Annotated in this window: 14 protein-coding genes and 1 tRNA gene; 7 read left to right on the top strand and 8 right to left on the bottom strand. The window is 41.2% G+C overall.

The genetic code is table 11. From position 1 onward, the window contains the following. Positions 1-232: 232 nt before the first annotated feature. Positions 233-1,069 carry a hypothetical protein gene (locus tag HZC31_07190; GenBank protein MBI5003143.1) on the bottom strand — a complete coding sequence of 279 codons (837 nt, stop codon included), beginning with the start codon at positions 1,067-1,069 and terminating at the stop codon, positions 233-235. 128 nt (positions 1,070-1,197) lie between these two features. On the opposite strand from HZC31_07190, the gene HZC31_07185 reads away from it, so the two are divergent. Next, positions 1,198-2,403, top strand: coding sequence for a radical SAM protein (locus HZC31_07185; GenBank protein MBI5003142.1), 1,206 nt, complete (start codon positions 1,198-1,200; stop codon positions 2,401-2,403). 18 nt (positions 2,404-2,421) lie between these two features. Here HZC31_07185 and HZC31_07180 read toward each other — a convergent pair whose 3' ends face one another. Further along, positions 2,422-4,215, bottom strand: a complete 1,794-nt coding sequence (locus tag HZC31_07180; GenBank protein MBI5003141.1) for a glycosyltransferase family 39 protein — start codon at positions 4,213-4,215, stop codon at positions 2,422-2,424. Positions 4,216-4,271: 56 nt separating this feature from the next. Beyond that, complete coding sequence (locus HZC31_07175; protein MBI5003140.1) at positions 4,272-4,994, bottom strand: glycosyltransferase family 2 protein; 723 nt, start codon at positions 4,992-4,994, stop codon at positions 4,272-4,274. A gap of 282 nt (positions 4,995-5,276) precedes the next feature. Here HZC31_07175 and HZC31_07170 point away from each other — a divergent pair, with 282 nt between their 5' ends. The 4 genes from HZC31_07170 to HZC31_07155 all read left to right on the top strand — a co-directional run bounded on the left by HZC31_07170 (position 5,277) and on the right by HZC31_07155 (position 8,384). Further along, on the top strand, positions 5,277-5,585 hold the full coding sequence (locus HZC31_07170; protein ID MBI5003139.1) for a 50S ribosomal protein L44e: 309 nt from the start codon (positions 5,277-5,279) through the stop codon (positions 5,583-5,585). A gap of 354 nt (positions 5,586-5,939) precedes the next feature. After that, positions 5,940-6,563, top strand: a complete 624-nt coding sequence (locus HZC31_07165; protein MBI5003138.1) for a hypothetical protein — start codon at positions 5,940-5,942, stop codon at positions 6,561-6,563. Between the two features lie 99 nt (positions 6,564-6,662). After that, complete coding sequence (locus HZC31_07160) at positions 6,663-7,850, top strand: NADP-dependent malic enzyme (protein MBI5003137.1); 1,188 nt, start codon at positions 6,663-6,665, stop codon at positions 7,848-7,850. Positions 7,851-7,895: 45 nt separating this feature from the next. After that, positions 7,896-8,384: a DoxX family protein gene (locus HZC31_07155; GenBank protein MBI5003136.1), complete on the top strand. Its 489-nt coding sequence runs from the start codon at positions 7,896-7,898 to the stop codon at positions 8,382-8,384. A gap of 192 nt (positions 8,385-8,576) precedes the next feature. Here HZC31_07155 and HZC31_07150 read toward each other — a convergent pair whose 3' ends face one another. Continuing rightward, positions 8,577-10,316 carry a glycosyltransferase family 39 protein gene (locus HZC31_07150; protein ID MBI5003135.1) on the bottom strand — a complete coding sequence of 580 codons (1,740 nt, stop codon included), beginning with the start codon at positions 10,314-10,316 and terminating at the stop codon, positions 8,577-8,579. Positions 10,317-10,479: 163 nt separating this feature from the next. On the opposite strand from HZC31_07150, the gene HZC31_07145 reads away from it, so the two are divergent. Beyond that, a complete protein-coding gene (locus HZC31_07145; GenBank protein ID MBI5003134.1) occupies positions 10,480-11,796 on the top strand; it encodes a glycosyltransferase in 1,317 nt (438 codons plus the stop codon). Positions 11,797-12,053: 257 nt separating this feature from the next. Here the strand turns inward: HZC31_07145 and HZC31_07140 are convergent, their stop codons facing one another. Continuing rightward, on the bottom strand, positions 12,054-14,588 hold the full coding sequence (locus tag HZC31_07140; GenBank protein ID MBI5003133.1) for a hypothetical protein: 2,535 nt from the start codon (positions 14,586-14,588) through the stop codon (positions 12,054-12,056). A 424-nt stretch (positions 14,589-15,012) separates the two neighbouring features. Between HZC31_07140 and HZC31_07135 the strand changes: the two genes are divergently transcribed. Beyond that, a tRNA-Leu gene (locus HZC31_07135) sits at positions 15,013-15,096 on the top strand. 221 nt (positions 15,097-15,317) lie between these two features. Here the strand turns inward: HZC31_07135 and HZC31_07130 are convergent. The 3 genes from HZC31_07130 to HZC31_07120 form a co-directional block, all read right to left on the bottom strand. Further along, positions 15,318-16,619: a glycosyltransferase gene (locus HZC31_07130; GenBank protein ID MBI5003132.1), complete on the bottom strand. Its 1,302-nt coding sequence runs from the start codon at positions 16,617-16,619 to the stop codon at positions 15,318-15,320. A 129-nt stretch (positions 16,620-16,748) separates the two neighbouring features. After that, positions 16,749-16,919, bottom strand: coding sequence for a 50S ribosomal protein L37e (locus HZC31_07125; GenBank protein ID MBI5003131.1), 171 nt, complete (start codon positions 16,917-16,919; stop codon positions 16,749-16,751). Positions 16,920-16,931: 12 nt separating this feature from the next. Continuing rightward, positions 16,932-17,162, bottom strand: a complete 231-nt coding sequence (locus HZC31_07120; protein MBI5003130.1) for a small nuclear ribonucleoprotein — start codon at positions 17,160-17,162, stop codon at positions 16,932-16,934. Positions 17,163-17,394 lie beyond the last annotated feature (232 nt).

The following is a 17,394-nucleotide window of genomic DNA, read 5'->3' as shown; positions in this document are numbered from 1 at the left end:
TTGATTATACTTTTAATTAAAGAATACCCCATTGCTGCGGCAATGGGTCCCCCTGACAGTTGGCTTTTGCTCGTGCGTGTTTTTGCTTTCTTGCTAAGCAGCTTTTGCTTTGTTGCTGTTTGAATCGCCTAGCAATCCTAGTGAATCCCCATTCTATTATTTTTTTTAGAGAGATAAAAAATATTATTCTAAACAACGAAGAATTATCATAGAAAATTACATCAATAAAAAACTACCGTACTTCTACCGCAACACCAGAACTAATAAAGAGTGTTGCAATCATACTTGGAATCATCGCAACAGCATGCGCGTCAAATGGTCCATACGATTCAAGCTCAGGTCCTACAAACTCTTCCATTGCCTGCAAAAATTTGACCTGCATTAATCCCGCATCTTTTTCGACGCTTGCGTTGTTCTCAGTATTCTGTTTCTTCTGTTCCATTTGTTTAGATGATTGCTCTTCTTCTCTGCTATATGTTGGAGCAGGTTTTTCAAGTTCCTGACGAGAAACAGAAGAAATTTGTGAAGAAGTTGAACTTAATGAACTTACCACTGCTGCTATTTGTTGTTTAGGAATCATCCCGCGAATCAGTTTCTCCAACACATCAACTCTGTATGTATCAAGCAATCTCGTTAACTGCTGATAAAATTCCATCTCCTGCGGCAAGAGAACATCCACATTCATGGTGCTCATTTTTGTCCGCGATTTGTTCAACGCCATCATCAGAATTTTCTTTTCTCGTCGCTCATAGATTTCTTTGATAATCTTTTGGATGTTTTCATACTGAATGCTGAGTTTTTTTATTTCATCAAACGAATCGATACCTGACTCATGATCCCGCTTGCGAATGAGCTCTTTTTTTTGCTTGAGATAATGCACTGTGTCATCAAAGAATGATGGCTGAAGCTGCTGCAAATCTTCCCTTCGCTTTTCCATGCGGAGAATGTCAAAAAGAGTTTCATACGTAATGGCAATGCGCTGATCCTCCTGCGCAGAGTTCTGAAGAGCACCACTCTCGCTGCTTTCCGCATTCGCATTCTGACCCATTTCTTCTTGCTCTTCTCCCATAACAACGTGAAAACTCTTTTTCTTTAAAAGAATGATTGTCCATCGACGAGCGTAGCGCGGATAAAACTACCCCTAAGTAGTTGTTTCTCAAGGAAGATTTAAAAAAGAGGAGCGCTTTAGATTGGTTTATGGCAACACTTACCTATCAAACATTGCAGTTTCGGGAACAGGAGGACGCGCTCAAAGTCGTCTTTCTCAGATCCTATTATTTCCTCATTTCCCATGATGAATTGCACGCATTAGGAACATACAGCATAACAGAGGATAGCATTACATTTCCAGAACTGAATGAAAAAAAGCTTCAGCACAAATTCAACATTTTAATCGAAAAAGGTTTTCAGAATCTTATTGGTGTTTACACTCGTAAAAAAACATTTTACATCCATCGAAACGCAGGCGTCCCTCTTATCGGAACACGATTTATTGGCATTCAGGACAGAGGATCAAACTTTCTTGAAGTCAAACCGATCACTGGCTGCACGATGGGCTGCACATTTTGTTCTGTTGATGAAGGCATTGGATCAAAAAAAGGATATGATTTTTTTGTAGAACGGGAATATCTTGTCGAAGAAACAAAAAAGCTGCTTGATTTCAAGAAATGTTCTAACATTCATATTTACATTAATGTGCATGGTGAACCGCTGCTCTACCCGGAAATTGTTGAACTTGTCGCTGATTTGAAAGCAATAGAATGGGTGAAAGAAATCACCATCATTACTACTGCCGCATTGTTGACAGAGGCGATGATTGATCAGCTCGCAAAAGCGGGATTGACAGAACTCAATGTTTCGATTAGCGCAATGGACGCAGAGGCAGCGAAAAAAATTATGGGCAATCCCGCATACAACATTACGCATGTCAAGAAATTGGTTTTGTATGCCGCAAAAAAGATGCATGTCACTATCGCGCCAGTCTGGGTTGACGCGGTGAACGATGAGGAAATGGAAAAAATCATCGCGTTTGGCAAAGAAATCCAATGCCCTGTGCGCATCCAGAAATTTTGTCATAATAAATTTGGGAGAAATCCTGTAGAAGAGATTAGTTGGGAAGATTTTTTCAAAAAAATTGAAGAACTTGAGAAGAAGACTGGCGTGAAGCTTAAAGAAGATGTTGAGAACTATACTTTGGAGACGACAAAAGAATATCCTGTGCCGTTTACGCGCAGGGAAAATGTTGAAGCGCCAATTATTGGTCCTGGACGCTATTTTCATGAAAAACTTTGTGTTGCTCGAGATCGTCTTATTAGTGTGCCCATGTGCAGAAAACAAAGCGGCACCGTTAAGATTAGAATTTTGAAAACAACAAATAATATTATTGTTGGAGAGGAAGTTTAAACGTTATCCTTTTCTTATTTACACAATCCCCAAATCCTCATTCGTCGCAGTGGAACAAATACAAATGCATTTATCTTTATAGACACTATCTCCATACACTTCTCCTCGTTCTGCGCATCCTGCACTGCAATCTGCTTTACAAACATTATAATTCTCAAGAACCTCTTGATCTTGAATATCATAAATGAACACACTGTAGCCAATTACTGCAATAGGTTCGTAGTCTTTTAACCAATTGGCGCAACCATACTGATTATCCATGAAATCATACAACCTGTTGACACTAATGATGTGAATGCCTGGCGTTGGCGCGCAGGCAATGCTGATGGATGTAATGCCACGATAGAGTGGATCTTCTGTGCCGAAATATGTCATACGGATCGTCTGATCACCATACCCATTGTCTTCAAGCCATTGCGCTGTTTCTTTGAGTGATTGTCCCCAATCAACATTTGAGTCCAGAAGATATTTGTAGCCATTTTCTGATCCACCAGTAAACTCATTAAAGTACGGAATGTAATAGGGATACGCAAGAATTGTTCCAATCAAAAGCCAACCCACAAGAACTCCTAAAATATATGTTGCGTGATGCTTGTATTTCACAAATGGTTCTTTGAGTTCGTTCCAATTTATGACCATTAAAGATCCTGCAAAGACATAAAGGAATGGATAAACAGGAATAATGTGCCTTACTCCTATGTTAATATCATTCACGACAAAAGAGAGGAAATAGAGCGCAGCAGGAATAAGGAGGAAGAACTCATTTTGCAGGTTATACCATTCTTTGCTTCGTGTTTTAAAAAAAATAAAAAATGCTGCAATGAGAAGAAGCATTGTCGGGATTGGTGTTTTTAACACAAACGCGACAATAAAATAATACCACCAGCCTTCTGATGAATTCATGCCAAGAAGATATCCTGGATGTCCCGCAGTCGAATGCGTCACGACATCTTTAAAACCTACAATATATTCTTTCACATGAACAAAACCATACGTTGCCGCAAGGAAGATGATTCCTATCGCGAGAATAATCCCAAACGCTTTTCCTGCATTTGTGAGCTCTGCAATTCCTTTGTCGCTGCTGATGTGTGTATAAAATCCTGAAAAAATATTTTCTTTCTTTTCGAGGGATCTCACATACACTAAGAACAAACGCACCGCATAAAGCACTGCGATAAATCCAATCACATAAACGCCTGTATATTTGATCGCAAGGCAAAGGCCGACAAGAAGACCAAGGACAGCAAGTTGTGTTGTGGAAAACACAATTTCTGTTTTGTCTTTTGTGTATTTCCAGAAGTAATAAACTAACACGAAGATTGCTGCAGCAATGGGAACATCTGTATGTACAACACCCGCATGTGCGATAATCGTTGGATCAAAGACATACAATCCCAACGCAAGCGCGCCTGCTTTCCACCCATATAATTCTGTTGCCCAGCGATAGATGTAATATCCAAGAATTATTCCCATAAGCACAATCATAAGTCTGCTCAAGAAATAGATTTGATCCGCGTCATTGCCACTCCAATACAAAAATTGTCTGCCAAATTCCCATTGATCCCCGCGTTCCCAATAACCTGGATCTTCAGGAAGATTTGGCTGAATAATGAGTAAAGGAAGTGTTGCCCAGAGTTTCACAAATGGCGGATGTTCTGGATTCAATGTGTAATCAAAATATTTCCAGTACGAATATCCGGAAGGGATGTGTGTTACTTCATCACTTGTCGCGGAATTTGTGCGCATACTTCCGACACTAAGAATAAAGAAGATTGCGAGCAAACAAAAAGGAATCCATTTCTTTTCCATCATGGAGGAGAGTTTTGTATGATTTATTAAGGTTGTTGTTTGAGATTCGGGAGTATTCCTTATTGGTATACTCCTTTCATCGCATTCCATCGTATTCGCAAAAGATCAAAGAACATGAGTGATGAATCACGAACAACGCGAATCTTGCTTCGCTCATCATTGGACCATGTAATTGGCACTTCTTTAATGACGAAACCACATTTTTTTGCTATATATAATTGCTCCGCATCAAAACAAAATCCTTCAATTTGTTGTCGCTTTGCAACTGCTGCCGCAACATCTTTTCTGAATACTTTAAACCCGCACTGCGAATCACGAATTTCTGGAAGTAATAAAAGACGAACAAAAAAGGGGAAGAGTTTGCCTAGTGTGCTTCGAAGGAATGGCTGCTTGACCACGATCTGCGACATTGGAAGGTTTCGTGAGCCTATAACTACTGCCGCTGTTCCTGCGTGCCTCATACACGTTTCCAGCTCTTCGATGGGCGTGCTTAAATCCGCGTCCGTAAACAGAATCCAGAGCTTTGTTGCTGCAAGAAATCCTTGTTTCACGCTGTATCCTTTTCCTTTATTGCAGGGATTGTCATGGACTTTGATTTTTTTATTTCCTGAGTCTTTCACAAATTCCTGAATTACTTCTTTTGTTTTATCTATGGAGCCATCATTCACCACAATGATTTCATAATTGTGCTTTTTGCGATCAAGGTAGGCGATAACTGTTTCCAGCGTTTTTCTTATACGTTTTTCTTCGTTATACGCAGGGATGATGACGGAGAGTTCCATGCGCGTGAGAAAGAGGCGTATTCTTTAAAATGTTTGCCGTCTTTAGAGCCCCCATCCAAAAATTCGCTCACGCGAGGTTGGCACCTTCAAAATCTTTCTTCTGTTCTCTGCGAACTGACATTCCCCGTAAGGGACGTCCCCCTAGTCAGTTTCTTTGTAGCTCCCAAAGGATTTTGACCTCTTGGTGCCAACCTTTATTTTTTGGATGAGGCTTTCATAAGAACAAACATTTATAAATAAGGGGTTTTTGCTAAGAATATACAGATTATTGAGGGAAATACAATGAAAAAGCCAAAAGAAATGAAACGATATTGTCCTTATTGTCGAAAGCACACAACGCACAAAGTTGGTGCAAACAAGAAGAAAGCAGCGTCCTCATTAACGCGCGGGTCTAAGTATAGAGCTCGCATGCGCGGTCAGGCACGCGGAATTGGAAACCTCGGTCGTTACTCTAAACCAGCAGTCACTAAATTTAAGCGAACTGGAAAGAAAACAACAAAGAAAACAGACATCCGCTATGAATGCAAAGAATGTAAGAAAATGCACATGCAAAGTAAAGGCATTCGAGCGAAGAAAGTAGAGTTTGTTTAATTCGTTTTATTTATTTTTTATTCTCTTTTTTTTGATATGTTCTCAGTTATATTTTTACTTTCATATGATTATTTTCTCTAAGAAATAAATAATAAATGTTTAGGGATTCATTAGGACTGTCAGGCGATTCTTTAGTTCCTCTTTGGCGTTTACTCGCTCCCGTTTCCCAAATATTCTCGCTCAGCAAGAAAAAAAATGACAGGGGGGCCCATTGCACAAAAGTGCAATGGGGTATTATGTAACAATAATCTCTTAAAAGAACATGATAACGAATTTAGAAAATCCGAGAGACAATATCGCGGATTTTAGAAAGGTTTATATATAATAATCTCTAAAAAACGAGCAGGTGATTATATGGCAAAGCACTTTTTCGAATCATTGGGCACAGTCAGTCTTGGAATTTCATTACTTCTTATCCTTACCGCATTTTTCGCAGTCTATGTATATGCAGATGTGAGTGGAGAAAGCAGAGAACTCAACATTGACCTGGTTCCTCCAGAAATATATGATTTTACGTCCATCTATTCTATGTTCACTTATCAGCAAGAAATAAAGTATAATACCGCGACAGAAGGAACATTCTCTGTAGAATCTTCCCAATCCCGATATAAAAACAGAATGTCCGGAACAATCACTACATACAACCTTGAATACCTTACGCAGTATGATGAAATCTACGAAGCATGGCTTGTTGATTTTGATACAGGATACCAACTTTCCTTAGGGCTTTTCATCGTTGATCAGGACGGCTATGGGAAATTTTCTTATAGCACAGAGAGTTATGTCAATGCGTATGACGCAGTTGTCGTAACAAAAGAAGAATATCCTGACGAAGATCCTCGAGCAAATGGCGATGTTGTTTTAGTGGGATATTTCGACACCACACAACTCACTAAAAGAAAGGTCTCTTCCGGCACTGGTTCGACACTTGGCGAATACGCAGACTATGGTGAAGAAGCAGACAGTGTTTACGGATAATTCTTTTTTCATTTTTTCTTTCTTATTTTTCTCATTTTCTTTCATAATCTTTCTTGCAATTTCATAACTTTTATAAGCAAACCATAACTTTAGATTATTATGGATTATTTCAAAGAATCACTGAAACTGCACAAGCAGGTCAAAGGAAAAATAGAAATCAAAAGCAAAGTGCCCCTCAAAACAAAAGAAGATCTTTCTTTAGCATACACTCCTGGAGTCGCAGAACCGTGCAGAGAAATCGCGAAGCACCCGGAAACAATCTATGACTACACGCAAAAAGGAAACACTATCGCGATTGTTACTGACGGAAGCGCTGTTCTTGGACTCGGCAATATTGGCGCGGAAGCATCACTTCCAGTCATGGAAGGAAAGTCTGTTCTTTTCAAAGAGTTTGGAAACATCAACTGCATTCCTATCTGTATCAAAACCCAAGATGCGCAAGAAATTATTCAAATCGTCAAAAACATCGCGCCCGCGTTTGGCGGCATTAATTTAGAAGACATCTCCGGCCCACGATGCTTTGAAGTAGAAGACGCACTACAAGACATAGGAATTCCTGTCTTCCATGATGATCAACACGGCACTGCCATTGTTATTCTCGCAGCGCTGATTAACGCAGCAAAAGTTGTTGGAAAAAGACTTGAAGATTTCAAAATTGTTATTTTTGGCGCAGGCGCTGCAGGCATCGCAACAGCAAAGCTTTTGCTTTGCATCAACCATGACCGAAATTTGTGCACCGCAGTAAAAGAAATAATTCTTATTGACAGCGTTGGTCCCATTCATTGGGAAAGAAAAAACCTGACGGGCATCAAACAATATATCGCAGAGCATACAAACAAATCTAACCTCAAAACCATTGATGAAGCAGTGAAAGGCGCAGATGTTCTCATCGGTGTTTCACAGCCTGGCGCGATTACAGAAGCGATGATTCAACAAATGGCACCAAAACCTATTGTTCTTGCGCTTGCAAATCCCACTCCTGAAATCATGCCTGATATCGCGAAAAAAGCAGGCGCGTTTATTGTTGGTACAGGAAGATCTGACTTTCCCAATCAAATTAACAATGTTCTCGCGTTTCCAGGAATTTTTAGAGGCGCGCTTGACGCAGGCGCAACACAGATTACAGGGAGCATGAAAATCGCGGCGGCGCACGCGCTTGCGGGATGCATTGACAAACCAACACAAGATAAAGTACTTCCTTACGCTTTGGACAAAGGCATCGCGGACAACGTCGCAGCAGCAGTTCGAAAACAGGCACAGAAAGAAGGCGTCACACGATTTTCTTGATACTTCTCAGAAAGCTTTTTATAATCCAACATGATAAAACAATAAATGGTTAAAAAAAATTCTAGTACTCAAGCAAAAAAACAAAATGTGAGGATGAAGACAATGGCAGAAAAGAACGTGTGTGAAACAGCATCATGTCATTCAACATGCATATTACGAGTGACATTAGGATTTGTATTTGTTTATTATGGAATTATGAAGCTCTTTTTCGGCATGGCGCCGCCAGTGGAGAAGATTATTACTTTCATGCCAACAGACGTCAGTTTATTCTTGATGGGCATGTTTGAGTTCTTGCTGGGTGTATTATTAGTCTTCGGCTTATTTACACGAGTCGCAGGATGGACAACAACAGGTTTTATGGTCGTGTTGTTTGCGTCCGCAGGATATCTTCATCTCTCAGGAATCTTACCTGATTTGTGGTTTACCGCGGGAATGGCAAAAGATGTCGCGATTCTTGGCGCGGCAATCGCAGTAGGCATGCAAGGCGCTCCATGCTGCAGTATTGACGCATGGATCAAGAAACGATGTTCGTAAGAATATTTTTATTTTTTTTTCTTTAATTGATTTCTATTTTTTCTTCTTTGGTTTTTTGGGGATTATTTCTCCTTGATAATTTGTATTTTACTTAATACCCCATTGCTGACGCAATGGGTCCCCCTGACAATACAATGTCTTGCTGGTGCGTGTATTTTCATGAGTGAGCGAATAGCATTTTCCTTGCATAGCTTATTGCTCTTCGCACGCGCAAACGCAGTGATCTGTATAAATGTAATCAACGTACGTCTGATTCGCTTCTGCGCAGATGTTGGCGCAGGTTGCGGTACACTGATTTCCTATCGCCGCAATCCCTGGATGCGTCTTTTCCGTGATGTTGTAGATAAAAATGGAATATCCTATTTTTTCTGTTGGTTCTTCGTCTTGCAGCCAATCAAGACACCCCTGATACCGCTGACCAAGATCATACAACTCATTTGCGCTGACGATGAATAATCCTGTATGTGGACTGCACGGCATACTCTTCGCGGTCATATTCCTATACGCTAATGGTTCTAAACTAAAGACCGCGTAATATTGGGGGTCTTGCTTGAGATTGTTTTCTTCCGCCCATTTTTCGAGACGAGCAATGTCCTGACTCCAATCAATGTTGGAATCCAACAAAATCTTTGCGCCATTGTCAGGACCTCCTGCAACTTCGTTGAAATACGCGATATAATGCGGCGCGACAAAAAGAAGTGCGATAATAGACCAAAGTATACAAATAGCAGTGACTGCGCTTATGACTTTACTTTTTGTCTTTACAATCTCTGTTGTTATTTCTGTTGCCGCAAAAACAAAAATAAATGGATAGATTGGCAGAATATGGCGGACACCGATGTTAATGTTATTCAACAGGAACGCAATGAAATACAGCACCGCGGGGATGAGAAGAAAAAATACTTCTGGAGAGAAAAATCTTTTTTCTTTACAGACAAACAAAAGTCCCATGGAGAAGAGGAGGATGAGCGCGATTGGAGTTTTTACAAAGAACGCAACAATAAAATAATACCACCATCCTTCCGCGCTGAATTCACCAAGCAAATACGCGTTATGTCCTACTGTCGAATGTTCGCGGACAAAAGTAAAACCATCAATGTATGACGCGCTGTTTGTGAATCCGTAGGTTGCGGTGACGATGAGGATTCCAATACTCATGATGGCAAAGAATGCTTTTACTATCGAGACTGCTTTTTCTTTTCTCTCTTCTTTTTCAGTAAGAACAAGGAAGAGGAATACTATAGCCAACGTTGGGATGAGATATAACCCTGTAAACTTTGTCGCGTTCGCCAGTCCAAAGAAGATACCGCAAAGCAGAAGATCTTTTGTTTTTTGTGTTTCGTTCCATTGCCACGCATAACATATTGTGATAAAGAAAAACGCAGCGATTGCCATGTCGGTAATTGCAAACGCGGTGTACGCAAGCATCAATGAAGAAAAGGTATAGAAGAAGAGCGCGAAGAGCGCACCATAGATCGCGTTGTTTTCTGTCATTTGTTGTTTTATGAGGAGCTTTTTCGTGAAGATGTAGATGTAAAGGCCAAGCAAAATGCCAACGAGAAGGAACGGGATTCTTGCGTACAAGAGCATTGTTTCCGCGTCATTGCCCATTTTGTAGAAGAAGTTCTGCGAAAATGGCCACTGCTGAACAAACGCACCCCCAGGTGTTTCTGAAAGTTTCCATTCTTCGCTTTCTAACGGAAGAACTGGTTGTTGGTTCATCAATAAGAGGGGGAATCCTGCAATAAGTTTTGCCAAAGGAGGATGCTCAAAGGTGAGTCGGTAATCTCCTGTTTTCCAGTAGGTGTAGCCAGATGTGATAATGTTTGGTTCATCAAATGTCGCGGAATTTCCGAGCATACTGATTGACGCGAGGAGTATGAAGATGAGAAGAAAAGAGATAACGAAGACTTTTTCATGTATTTGTTTCATGCTTGGAGAGGTTGTTTTTTTAGGTTTATAAATTTACATACATTACAACTAGATTAGGGATTCAAAAGCGCTGTAAGGCAATTCTTTTGCTCTGCGCTAATGCTCCTCATTATTCCTTGAAATCCCAATAACATTTATAATCATTTTTTATATTCTTCCCTCTATGCCCTCACTCAGCGTCTGCATGATTGTTAAAAATGAAGAGAACTGTATTGAACGGAGTTTGCAGTCTATTCAAAATCTTGCTGATGAGCTGATTATTGTTGATAGTGGCTCGACTGATGGAACGCTTGCTCTTGCGCGGCAATTTACGGATAAAATATTTCATTTTTCATGGAATAATAATTTCAGCGCCGCGCGAAATTTCGCATTGTCCCACGCAACATCAGACTGGATTCTGTTTTTAGATGCTGATGAAGTAATCGCGCGGGAAGATCTGCAAAAGATTAAAAAAGTTATGGCAGATTCTGAATCTGAGAAGAGTGCCGCTGCATATTTTCTCCATCAGAAAGAGTATACTAACGATAGCACATTGACTGGATTTCAGTATTGCATAGAAAAAAATTCATATAATAAAAAGTATCTTGGATTTGTCGTTGTGGAAAACGCAATCCGACTTTTTCGTCGAGATAAAGACATTTCTTTTTCCTGGAGAATTCATGAATCTGTCGCTCCTTCGCTTGAACAGCGAGGGGTTGCGCCGCTTGATTCTGGCATCTTCATTCACCATTACAAACAGGAGAAAGGAAAAGAAGCGCAGCAGCAGAAGATGCTTCGCTATTTAGTGATTGGCGAAGAGCAACTTCGAGAAACGCCGCATCTCGCGAAACCGCATTATGAAGTTGGGCTAATTTATTATGCGCTTGGACGATACGCTGACGCGATTAGTGCGTTTCAGAAAGTGATTTCTTTGAAACCAGATGAGTATCGCGCGTATTACAAACTGGGGAGATGTTTCGCGAAAGTTGGTCGCTTTATTGATGCGCAACAAGCTTTTAAGAAATATCTTACCTTTGATTCCCAAAACAGTGATGTTTATGGAGAATTAGGGCTTCTCGCGATTAAACAAAGAAACGTTCGTGATGCGGAACGCTTATTGCGAAAAGCAGTGGAGTTGCATTCTGGGAACATTCTTGGCCGACATAATTTGTCGTTACTCTTGCTGCAATTGGGGAGAAAAGAGGAAGCAACTGCGTTTTTGCATGAAACTGCGCAATTATTTCCTAATCCATTTGTGTATAACACCTTAGGTATTTTATCTGGCGCTGAAAAAGATTATACTGCTGCTTCTCTGTATTTTGAGAAAGGGATTGCGTGTTCTGGACAACCCTCTGCAATCACAAAGTCGCTGTATATGAACCTGATTCAGACATTTATCATCATCAAGGATAGAAAGAATGCGGAACAATGTTTGTCTCAGTTTAAAGTACTATTTCCTGGGTTAGGAGAGGGTTTTGAGAAGGAGATCGCTTCGTTGTAATTTATCTCATTCACTTTTCTACATTTTTATTAATTTTTATTAACTTCTATAATACCCCATTGCACTTTTGTGCAATGGGTCCCCCTGACAGTACAAGGTCTGCTGGTGCGTGTTTTTATGTCCTATATGGGGTTATTCTTTCTGAGATGCTGTAAAAAAAAGTTATGTTAAAGTTCTGTTCAAGATGATTAAAGATGATAAGAAATTGTTGATGAAGAAAAATAAAAAAAGAAAAAGAAAGAAAAAAGGCTTTCGCCTTATTCAACAGATTCAACAGACAAGCTGCTTTCGCTCACCGTCGTTGCAATCATTTCTGATCCACTGAGGTCGTAATCATCCCAATTGGATAAGATCTGCGCTGCAAGTCGTGTGTCCATAGCATCCTGACCTGCGACAACAAGCGCAACATAGTCACCGTTTTCGAACAATTTGATTAAAGCCTGTCCGCTTTCGATGCCAAGAGCTGAACCACAGTCAGATGGGTTGCCCATTAACTCCGCAACTACTGCGTTAGCGCATGGACCGCCTACTGCGACAATGTTCTTACTCTCTACATTGCTTACTTCAGTGTCAAGCTTTACTGCGCTGACACTGATTGGTATAATCGTTGACGTGCTGGACGTCATTGATTCGCTTGTTGTTGCATCAGTTGGAGCTACATAGACTTTCGCGTACGCGGTGTCGTATGGGTGCTCGATAACCAAACTCTGCTGGTCTTCTCTGTCGTAGGTGATTAACGTTCCCTTCTTTGTGTAGAACTTCTGGAAGTCATCGTTTTCATCACTTTCGTCGAAGAGACCATATCCAACTGCTCTGTTCAATGCTGAAACATGCGAGCTGTTCCATTCGATGCTGTTGTCTGTCACGTCATCGTATGATGCAGTGATGTTGAATGGACCAACAGCGTTAGATGTTCCACCTAAATACAAGGATGCGGAAAGATCCCCATCGTTATATTCCGTGAACAACATACCATGGAATTGTTGTTTCGCTATATCCTGAACACCAGAATTAAATTCGTGCGTATCTGATGTACCGTCCTCAATTGTCAACTTCGCACGGTTCAGTGTGGTGATGTTCGCACCGTTTGATGAACCAATACTGGTGAAGTTGATGTACTTTCCAGTTTCGTTGATGACGAGTCCAATTGTTCCCGCACTCTTCAAAGAGATGTTGGAAACAGCTCGTGCCGCGCTATCATCTGTGTACGACACGTCGTCATCTGTTGTCCCATACGTCAAATCATCAAAGTTGATTTCATTGTCGTTGGTGTCGATGTTGGTAATCTGAACCAAGTGCGCTTCTTTCTTTGTTGTTTCAATAACAAGGAACATCGCGCCCTGACAGTCCACAACTGACGCTGAACCAGTACAGATTTCGTTTTGTAAATACACGAGTTCGTCCTGATTTGCTGTTGTTGCTGATGGTGCTTCTGTACCCCAGAAAATTGGTTCTGTTGCTCCTTCTCCAGATGTGAAGCTGGAATCTGCACTAAGTGGAATTTCCACTAAGCGACCATCTTCGTTCTTGAATCGGATTTCCGCTGATGTTGATCCCGCGACGAATTCGATTGTTTCAACGCCACCTGTTTCGACTCCTGCGAAAACGAGTTTAAAGTTTCCAAACATTGGATCAATATACTCGTCTCCTGGCTGGAGGTAGACTTCGTCTGTGTCTGGCGCAAACGCGATATCAAATCCAGTCCATCGTACTTCAGTCGCTCCGCCTGCAGCGACATGCCTAAAGAGCCCGAGAGTTCCATCAACATCTTCGTTGTTGAATTGGATCTCATCATTTGATCGAATAGTTACTTCGCCTGCTCCAATCGCGACTTCACACACGTCTTGATCTCCTGCTTCAATGTTGACTCGCTTCGCGTCAGTGATACCAAGCGTTACGCCGTTCACTGTTTCTGTGTCTTTGACGTCAACCCACACTTCTGTACCGTCAACTTTGAATCCACAGGACCCCGTGTCTTCTGTTGCATCCGCGGAAACGTCCATCAATTCTACCGTGTGTTCAACACCATCAATTGTTCGTGTTAAAGATTCGCCTTCGCTCATCCACACAACAGAGTCTCCAGATTGAAGTTCAAGTTCACTGATTTTAGTATTGGTTAACTTTGCATCAGTTACTGTGTAGCTTCTTCCCTGGATGTTGATCGATGTTCCTTCCAAATCGTCGCCAGCTGTCGCGTCAGAGGTGTTATCCACTGAAATATAGCTGTCAAACTGCAAGCTGTAGTTGTACAGGAAGTTATTGGAGTTATCCACGAAGATGTAGGTGTTCGCTTCTGGCGCGTCATCATCATCTTGTGTATACAAGAACTGTCCTGTTGCCTGACTCTGGAAGAAGATCTGCTGTGTGTACTTCTCATCGTTGTCATTGGTTCCTTCTGCGTCGTGGTAGACATCGTCCGCCAACAAGTCAAGGTCTGCGTCGTCAACGCTTGGTTCACAAGCTGAGATGTTGTATCCAGGGTACAAGTTTCTGTTACAGAGTTCGTATCCTTCGCTTACACTGTACTCTTCGTCTGATTCTTCTTCAGAAACAACTGTTGTCTGAACAGACTGTGTTTGTAGGCTTGTCGCAATATTGGTAATCCCAATAACGTCTTCTGCCTTCGCATCAGCACCAACAACTAAAATACCGTTAAATGTTCCATCTTCGATGAACATGCTCGGATATTCGCTGAGGTCTGCTGCCATAGCTGCTCCCATTAATGTCGCACCTACCATTGTAGCTGCTGCACCAATAGATGCAATTTTACTGATAGTTTTTTTTACTCGCATACACGACACCTCCGTGTGTATATTCTTTTTTTCTCTAGGCTATTAGTTCTAGGCTCAATCCCATACTCGCCGCATGACGCGGCACATATCTAGGCTCTTTGAAACCATGCAGGATGCACAGTCTTTTGCTGTCTTTCCGCAAGAACAGCTTTTTGTTTATATAGTTTCCCGTACGCATATTCGCGCTTTGCTTTGGATGATGCGCGGGATGCGCATTTCCGTCGGACAAAAGACGCTTAGCTGCGTTGAGAGTATTCAATAGGTCAAAACTCCTTTAAATAGTTTTCGCGGTTTGGGCGCTTCATTGTTTTAGGGTATGATGAGGTGTTACGATTGCACTATTTTGTTTAAAAAAACTTTGTTTTGCCTCTCAAAAAATACCATTAATTATATAAAGAAGCAGGAGTTTTTAGAATTTTACATTGCGGACGTGCCGGAGTGGCCAAACGGGATAGGCTTAGGACCTATTGGCTTAGTGCCTACGCAGGTTCGAGTCCTGTCGTCCGCAGTTTTTTATTATTCTGTGGTTTTTTTTATTGTACATTATAGTGAGGTAATCACTTCAAATAAAACCCCACGCAATGCTTCGCGTTGTGCGGGTCCCCCTGACAGTACAAGATCTTGCTGGTGCGTGTATTTGAGGTGAGTCCCTAATTATCCTCTATTATATAGGGAAACAACGTCAGGAAACAAAAGTATAGAAAAACTAAGGAAAGAAGAAACTATTCTCTACACTTTTCCCATCGTAATATTAAAGTGCGCGTGTTCACCTGATTGCAACTTTCTCAGCATTTCGATTCTTTGCTTGATTGCCGCCCCCATTGGATGTCCGGTCTTTATCGCGGCATCAAACGCAGCGCACGCTTTCCCAAACTCCTTTGCTTTCTCATACAACGCGCCAAGACAGAAATAAAATGAAGCATTATTCGGATGCACGACAACGCCATGCTCAAACACTCTTATCGCGTCTTCTGTGTATTTTATATTGTCATAGCAAACGCCAAGATATTCTATAATCAATGGGTCTTGCGGATTTTCTTCAAACAGTTTCTTTAACACAATAATCGCCGCACGATATGCCTTGATCTGATAATACGCTTTCGCGAGATTGAGAACACTATTTGAATCATGCTTGGTCAGATCAAGCAGTTGAAAAAGTTCGTGGAGGCCGCGAAGCTGTTTGTTTTTCGCCATGAGATCGCTTATGAGCGTTTCTTTTTTCTTATCGAAGTTTTCCTGACTTTGGACTGCTTCCTTGATGCGCTGAAACGCCGCAAGCGGATTGTTCTCATAGATAATGTAGCCCACCGCAAGGTCAATCGCGATCTTTGGATCTTTCGCTTCTTTATATTTTTCTTTGGAGAGCTCAAAATACCAGCGCTGTTTTTCCTGCACAAACTCTTGACTCTTGAGGAAATGGAAATGATGAATGGGAATCTGCGTTTGGACGATTGTTTTGACAGGCTGCGCTTTGTGCCATGCGCCTATGGATGGATTCACATCCTCATGAACTTTTCCTTGAAAAAATATTTCTGGTGTTCGTTTGAACAATCTCGTGATGTATTTGATATCATAATAGCCAGTGAAATTGGTGAAGAACGGTGATTCTTTGCTGAGCGCTTGTTTTTCTTCTTCTTTGAGCGCGTGCCATTCCCCATATTTCTGTCCTTGCTCTTTTGGGGTGTAGAATCGTTGCGGAAACGCGTACGCGACGACATCATTTGGCGCCGCCGCCATTACTTTTTTTATTTGGTCAATATCTTTTTTTGTGAGGTGCTCATCTCCGTCGAGAATGAGAACCCAATCTGCTTTTGCCATTGATAACGTGAAATTCCTTGCTTTTGAGAAATCATTTTCCCATTTGAAATCGTAGACTGTCGCGCCGGATTCCTGCGCGATTTGGCGCGTCGCGTCTGTTGATCCTGTATCTACAATGATCATTTCATTGATGAGCGGTTTTGCTGATTCAATCGCATTTTTTAGAAATGCTTCTTCGTTTTTCACGATCATGCAGAGCGCTATTGTTGGCATGATTGGGGAAAATAGCGGGTTGTTTATATTGATTGCGGGAAAATGTGAAGGAGATGATTAAAAACTAAGAAATGAATTCAAAAATTGAAATTAAAAAATAAGAAAATAGAAAATTAAAGAACATAAAAATTATCTTTTCTTTCGATCAGAACTTCGCTGTCGTGTTTTTGCCGCTCTGCCGTATCCGCAGGACGCGCAAATCGCACGAGAGACATGATAACTATGTCTTCCACAGCGTCTGCAAATTATGTGATTCTTTTTTCCAGATCGTTTTCCTTTTGCTGGTGTTCCTTTAGCCATATCTCATCACATCTATTGTTCTGCTGGAGAAATTAAGATAATTGTATCTCCTCTGATGAAGACTGTGCCGAGCTTGCGCTTGACTTCGCCATTCAATCGTTCATCTGCGTTATCAAGAACACAGTTAATATGAATGTCAAATGCCTTCAATTCTCCTGTAATCTGAATGTTATTTTTTAATTCTACAATCACACGCTTGTTGCGTGCTTTATTCAATGCGTCTAATGGTCGTGTTGCGTCCATCATTGTCGTTTCCTCCTCACCCAAATGTATAGTAAAGGGCATAGGCTTCTGAATTCACCAGTCCTATTTAAAGTTTGTGTCTCCAACGACGGGCTCTGGTGAAAATCTTTCGATAGATTAAAAAACCAAAAGCAGCCGTTAGGCTGCAGTTGGGGGAATCGTGAGGCGATTCCCATGAAAGAGAAGAAAGGCATAGTACAAAAAATTAACGGTTTGATAAGACAAGCAAGAA

This window comes from Candidatus Woesearchaeota archaeon (genome assembly GCA_016214075.1).
Lineage (GTDB): Archaea > Nanobdellota > Nanobdellia > Woesearchaeales > DSVV01 > JACRPI01.
The sequence above is the reverse complement of the archived record's forward strand: the minus strand, read 5'-3'. Positions and strand labels throughout refer to the sequence as shown.

Excerpts from the sequence above, each read along its gene's own strand:
- HZC31_07190 (MBI5003143.1), bottom strand. The coding sequence starts at position 1,069 with ATGGGAGAAGAGCAAGAAGAAATGGGTCAGAATGCGAATGCGGAAAGC.
- HZC31_07185 (MBI5003142.1), top strand. The coding sequence starts at position 1,198 with ATGGCAACACTTACCTATCAAACATTGCAGTTTCGGGAACAGGAGGAC.
- HZC31_07180 (MBI5003141.1), bottom strand. The coding sequence starts at position 4,215 with ATGATGGAAAAGAAATGGATTCCTTTTTGTTTGCTCGCAATCTTCTTT.
- HZC31_07175 (MBI5003140.1), bottom strand. The coding sequence starts at position 4,994 with ATGGAACTCTCCGTCATCATCCCTGCGTATAACGAAGAAAAACGTATA.
- HZC31_07170 (MBI5003139.1), top strand. The coding sequence starts at position 5,277 with ATGAAAAAGCCAAAAGAAATGAAACGATATTGTCCTTATTGTCGAAAG.
- HZC31_07165 (MBI5003138.1), top strand. The coding sequence starts at position 5,940 with ATGGCAAAGCACTTTTTCGAATCATTGGGCACAGTCAGTCTTGGAATT.
- HZC31_07160 (MBI5003137.1), top strand. The coding sequence starts at position 6,663 with ATGGATTATTTCAAAGAATCACTGAAACTGCACAAGCAGGTCAAAGGA.
- HZC31_07155 (MBI5003136.1), top strand. The coding sequence starts at position 7,896 with ATGGTTAAAAAAAATTCTAGTACTCAAGCAAAAAAACAAAATGTGAGG.
- HZC31_07150 (MBI5003135.1), bottom strand. The coding sequence starts at position 10,316 with ATGAAACAAATACATGAAAAAGTCTTCGTTATCTCTTTTCTTCTCATC.
- HZC31_07145 (MBI5003134.1), top strand. The coding sequence starts at position 10,480 with ATGCCCTCACTCAGCGTCTGCATGATTGTTAAAAATGAAGAGAACTGT.
- HZC31_07140 (MBI5003133.1), bottom strand. The coding sequence starts at position 14,588 with ATGCGAGTAAAAAAAACTATCAGTAAAATTGCATCTATTGGTGCAGCA.
- HZC31_07130 (MBI5003132.1), bottom strand. The coding sequence starts at position 16,619 with ATGCCAACAATAGCGCTCTGCATGATCGTGAAAAACGAAGAAGCATTT.
- HZC31_07125 (MBI5003131.1), bottom strand. The coding sequence starts at position 16,919 with ATGGCTAAAGGAACACCAGCAAAAGGAAAACGATCTGGAAAAAAGAAT.
- HZC31_07120 (MBI5003130.1), bottom strand. The coding sequence starts at position 17,162 with ATGGACGCAACACGACCATTAGACGCATTGAATAAAGCACGCAACAAG.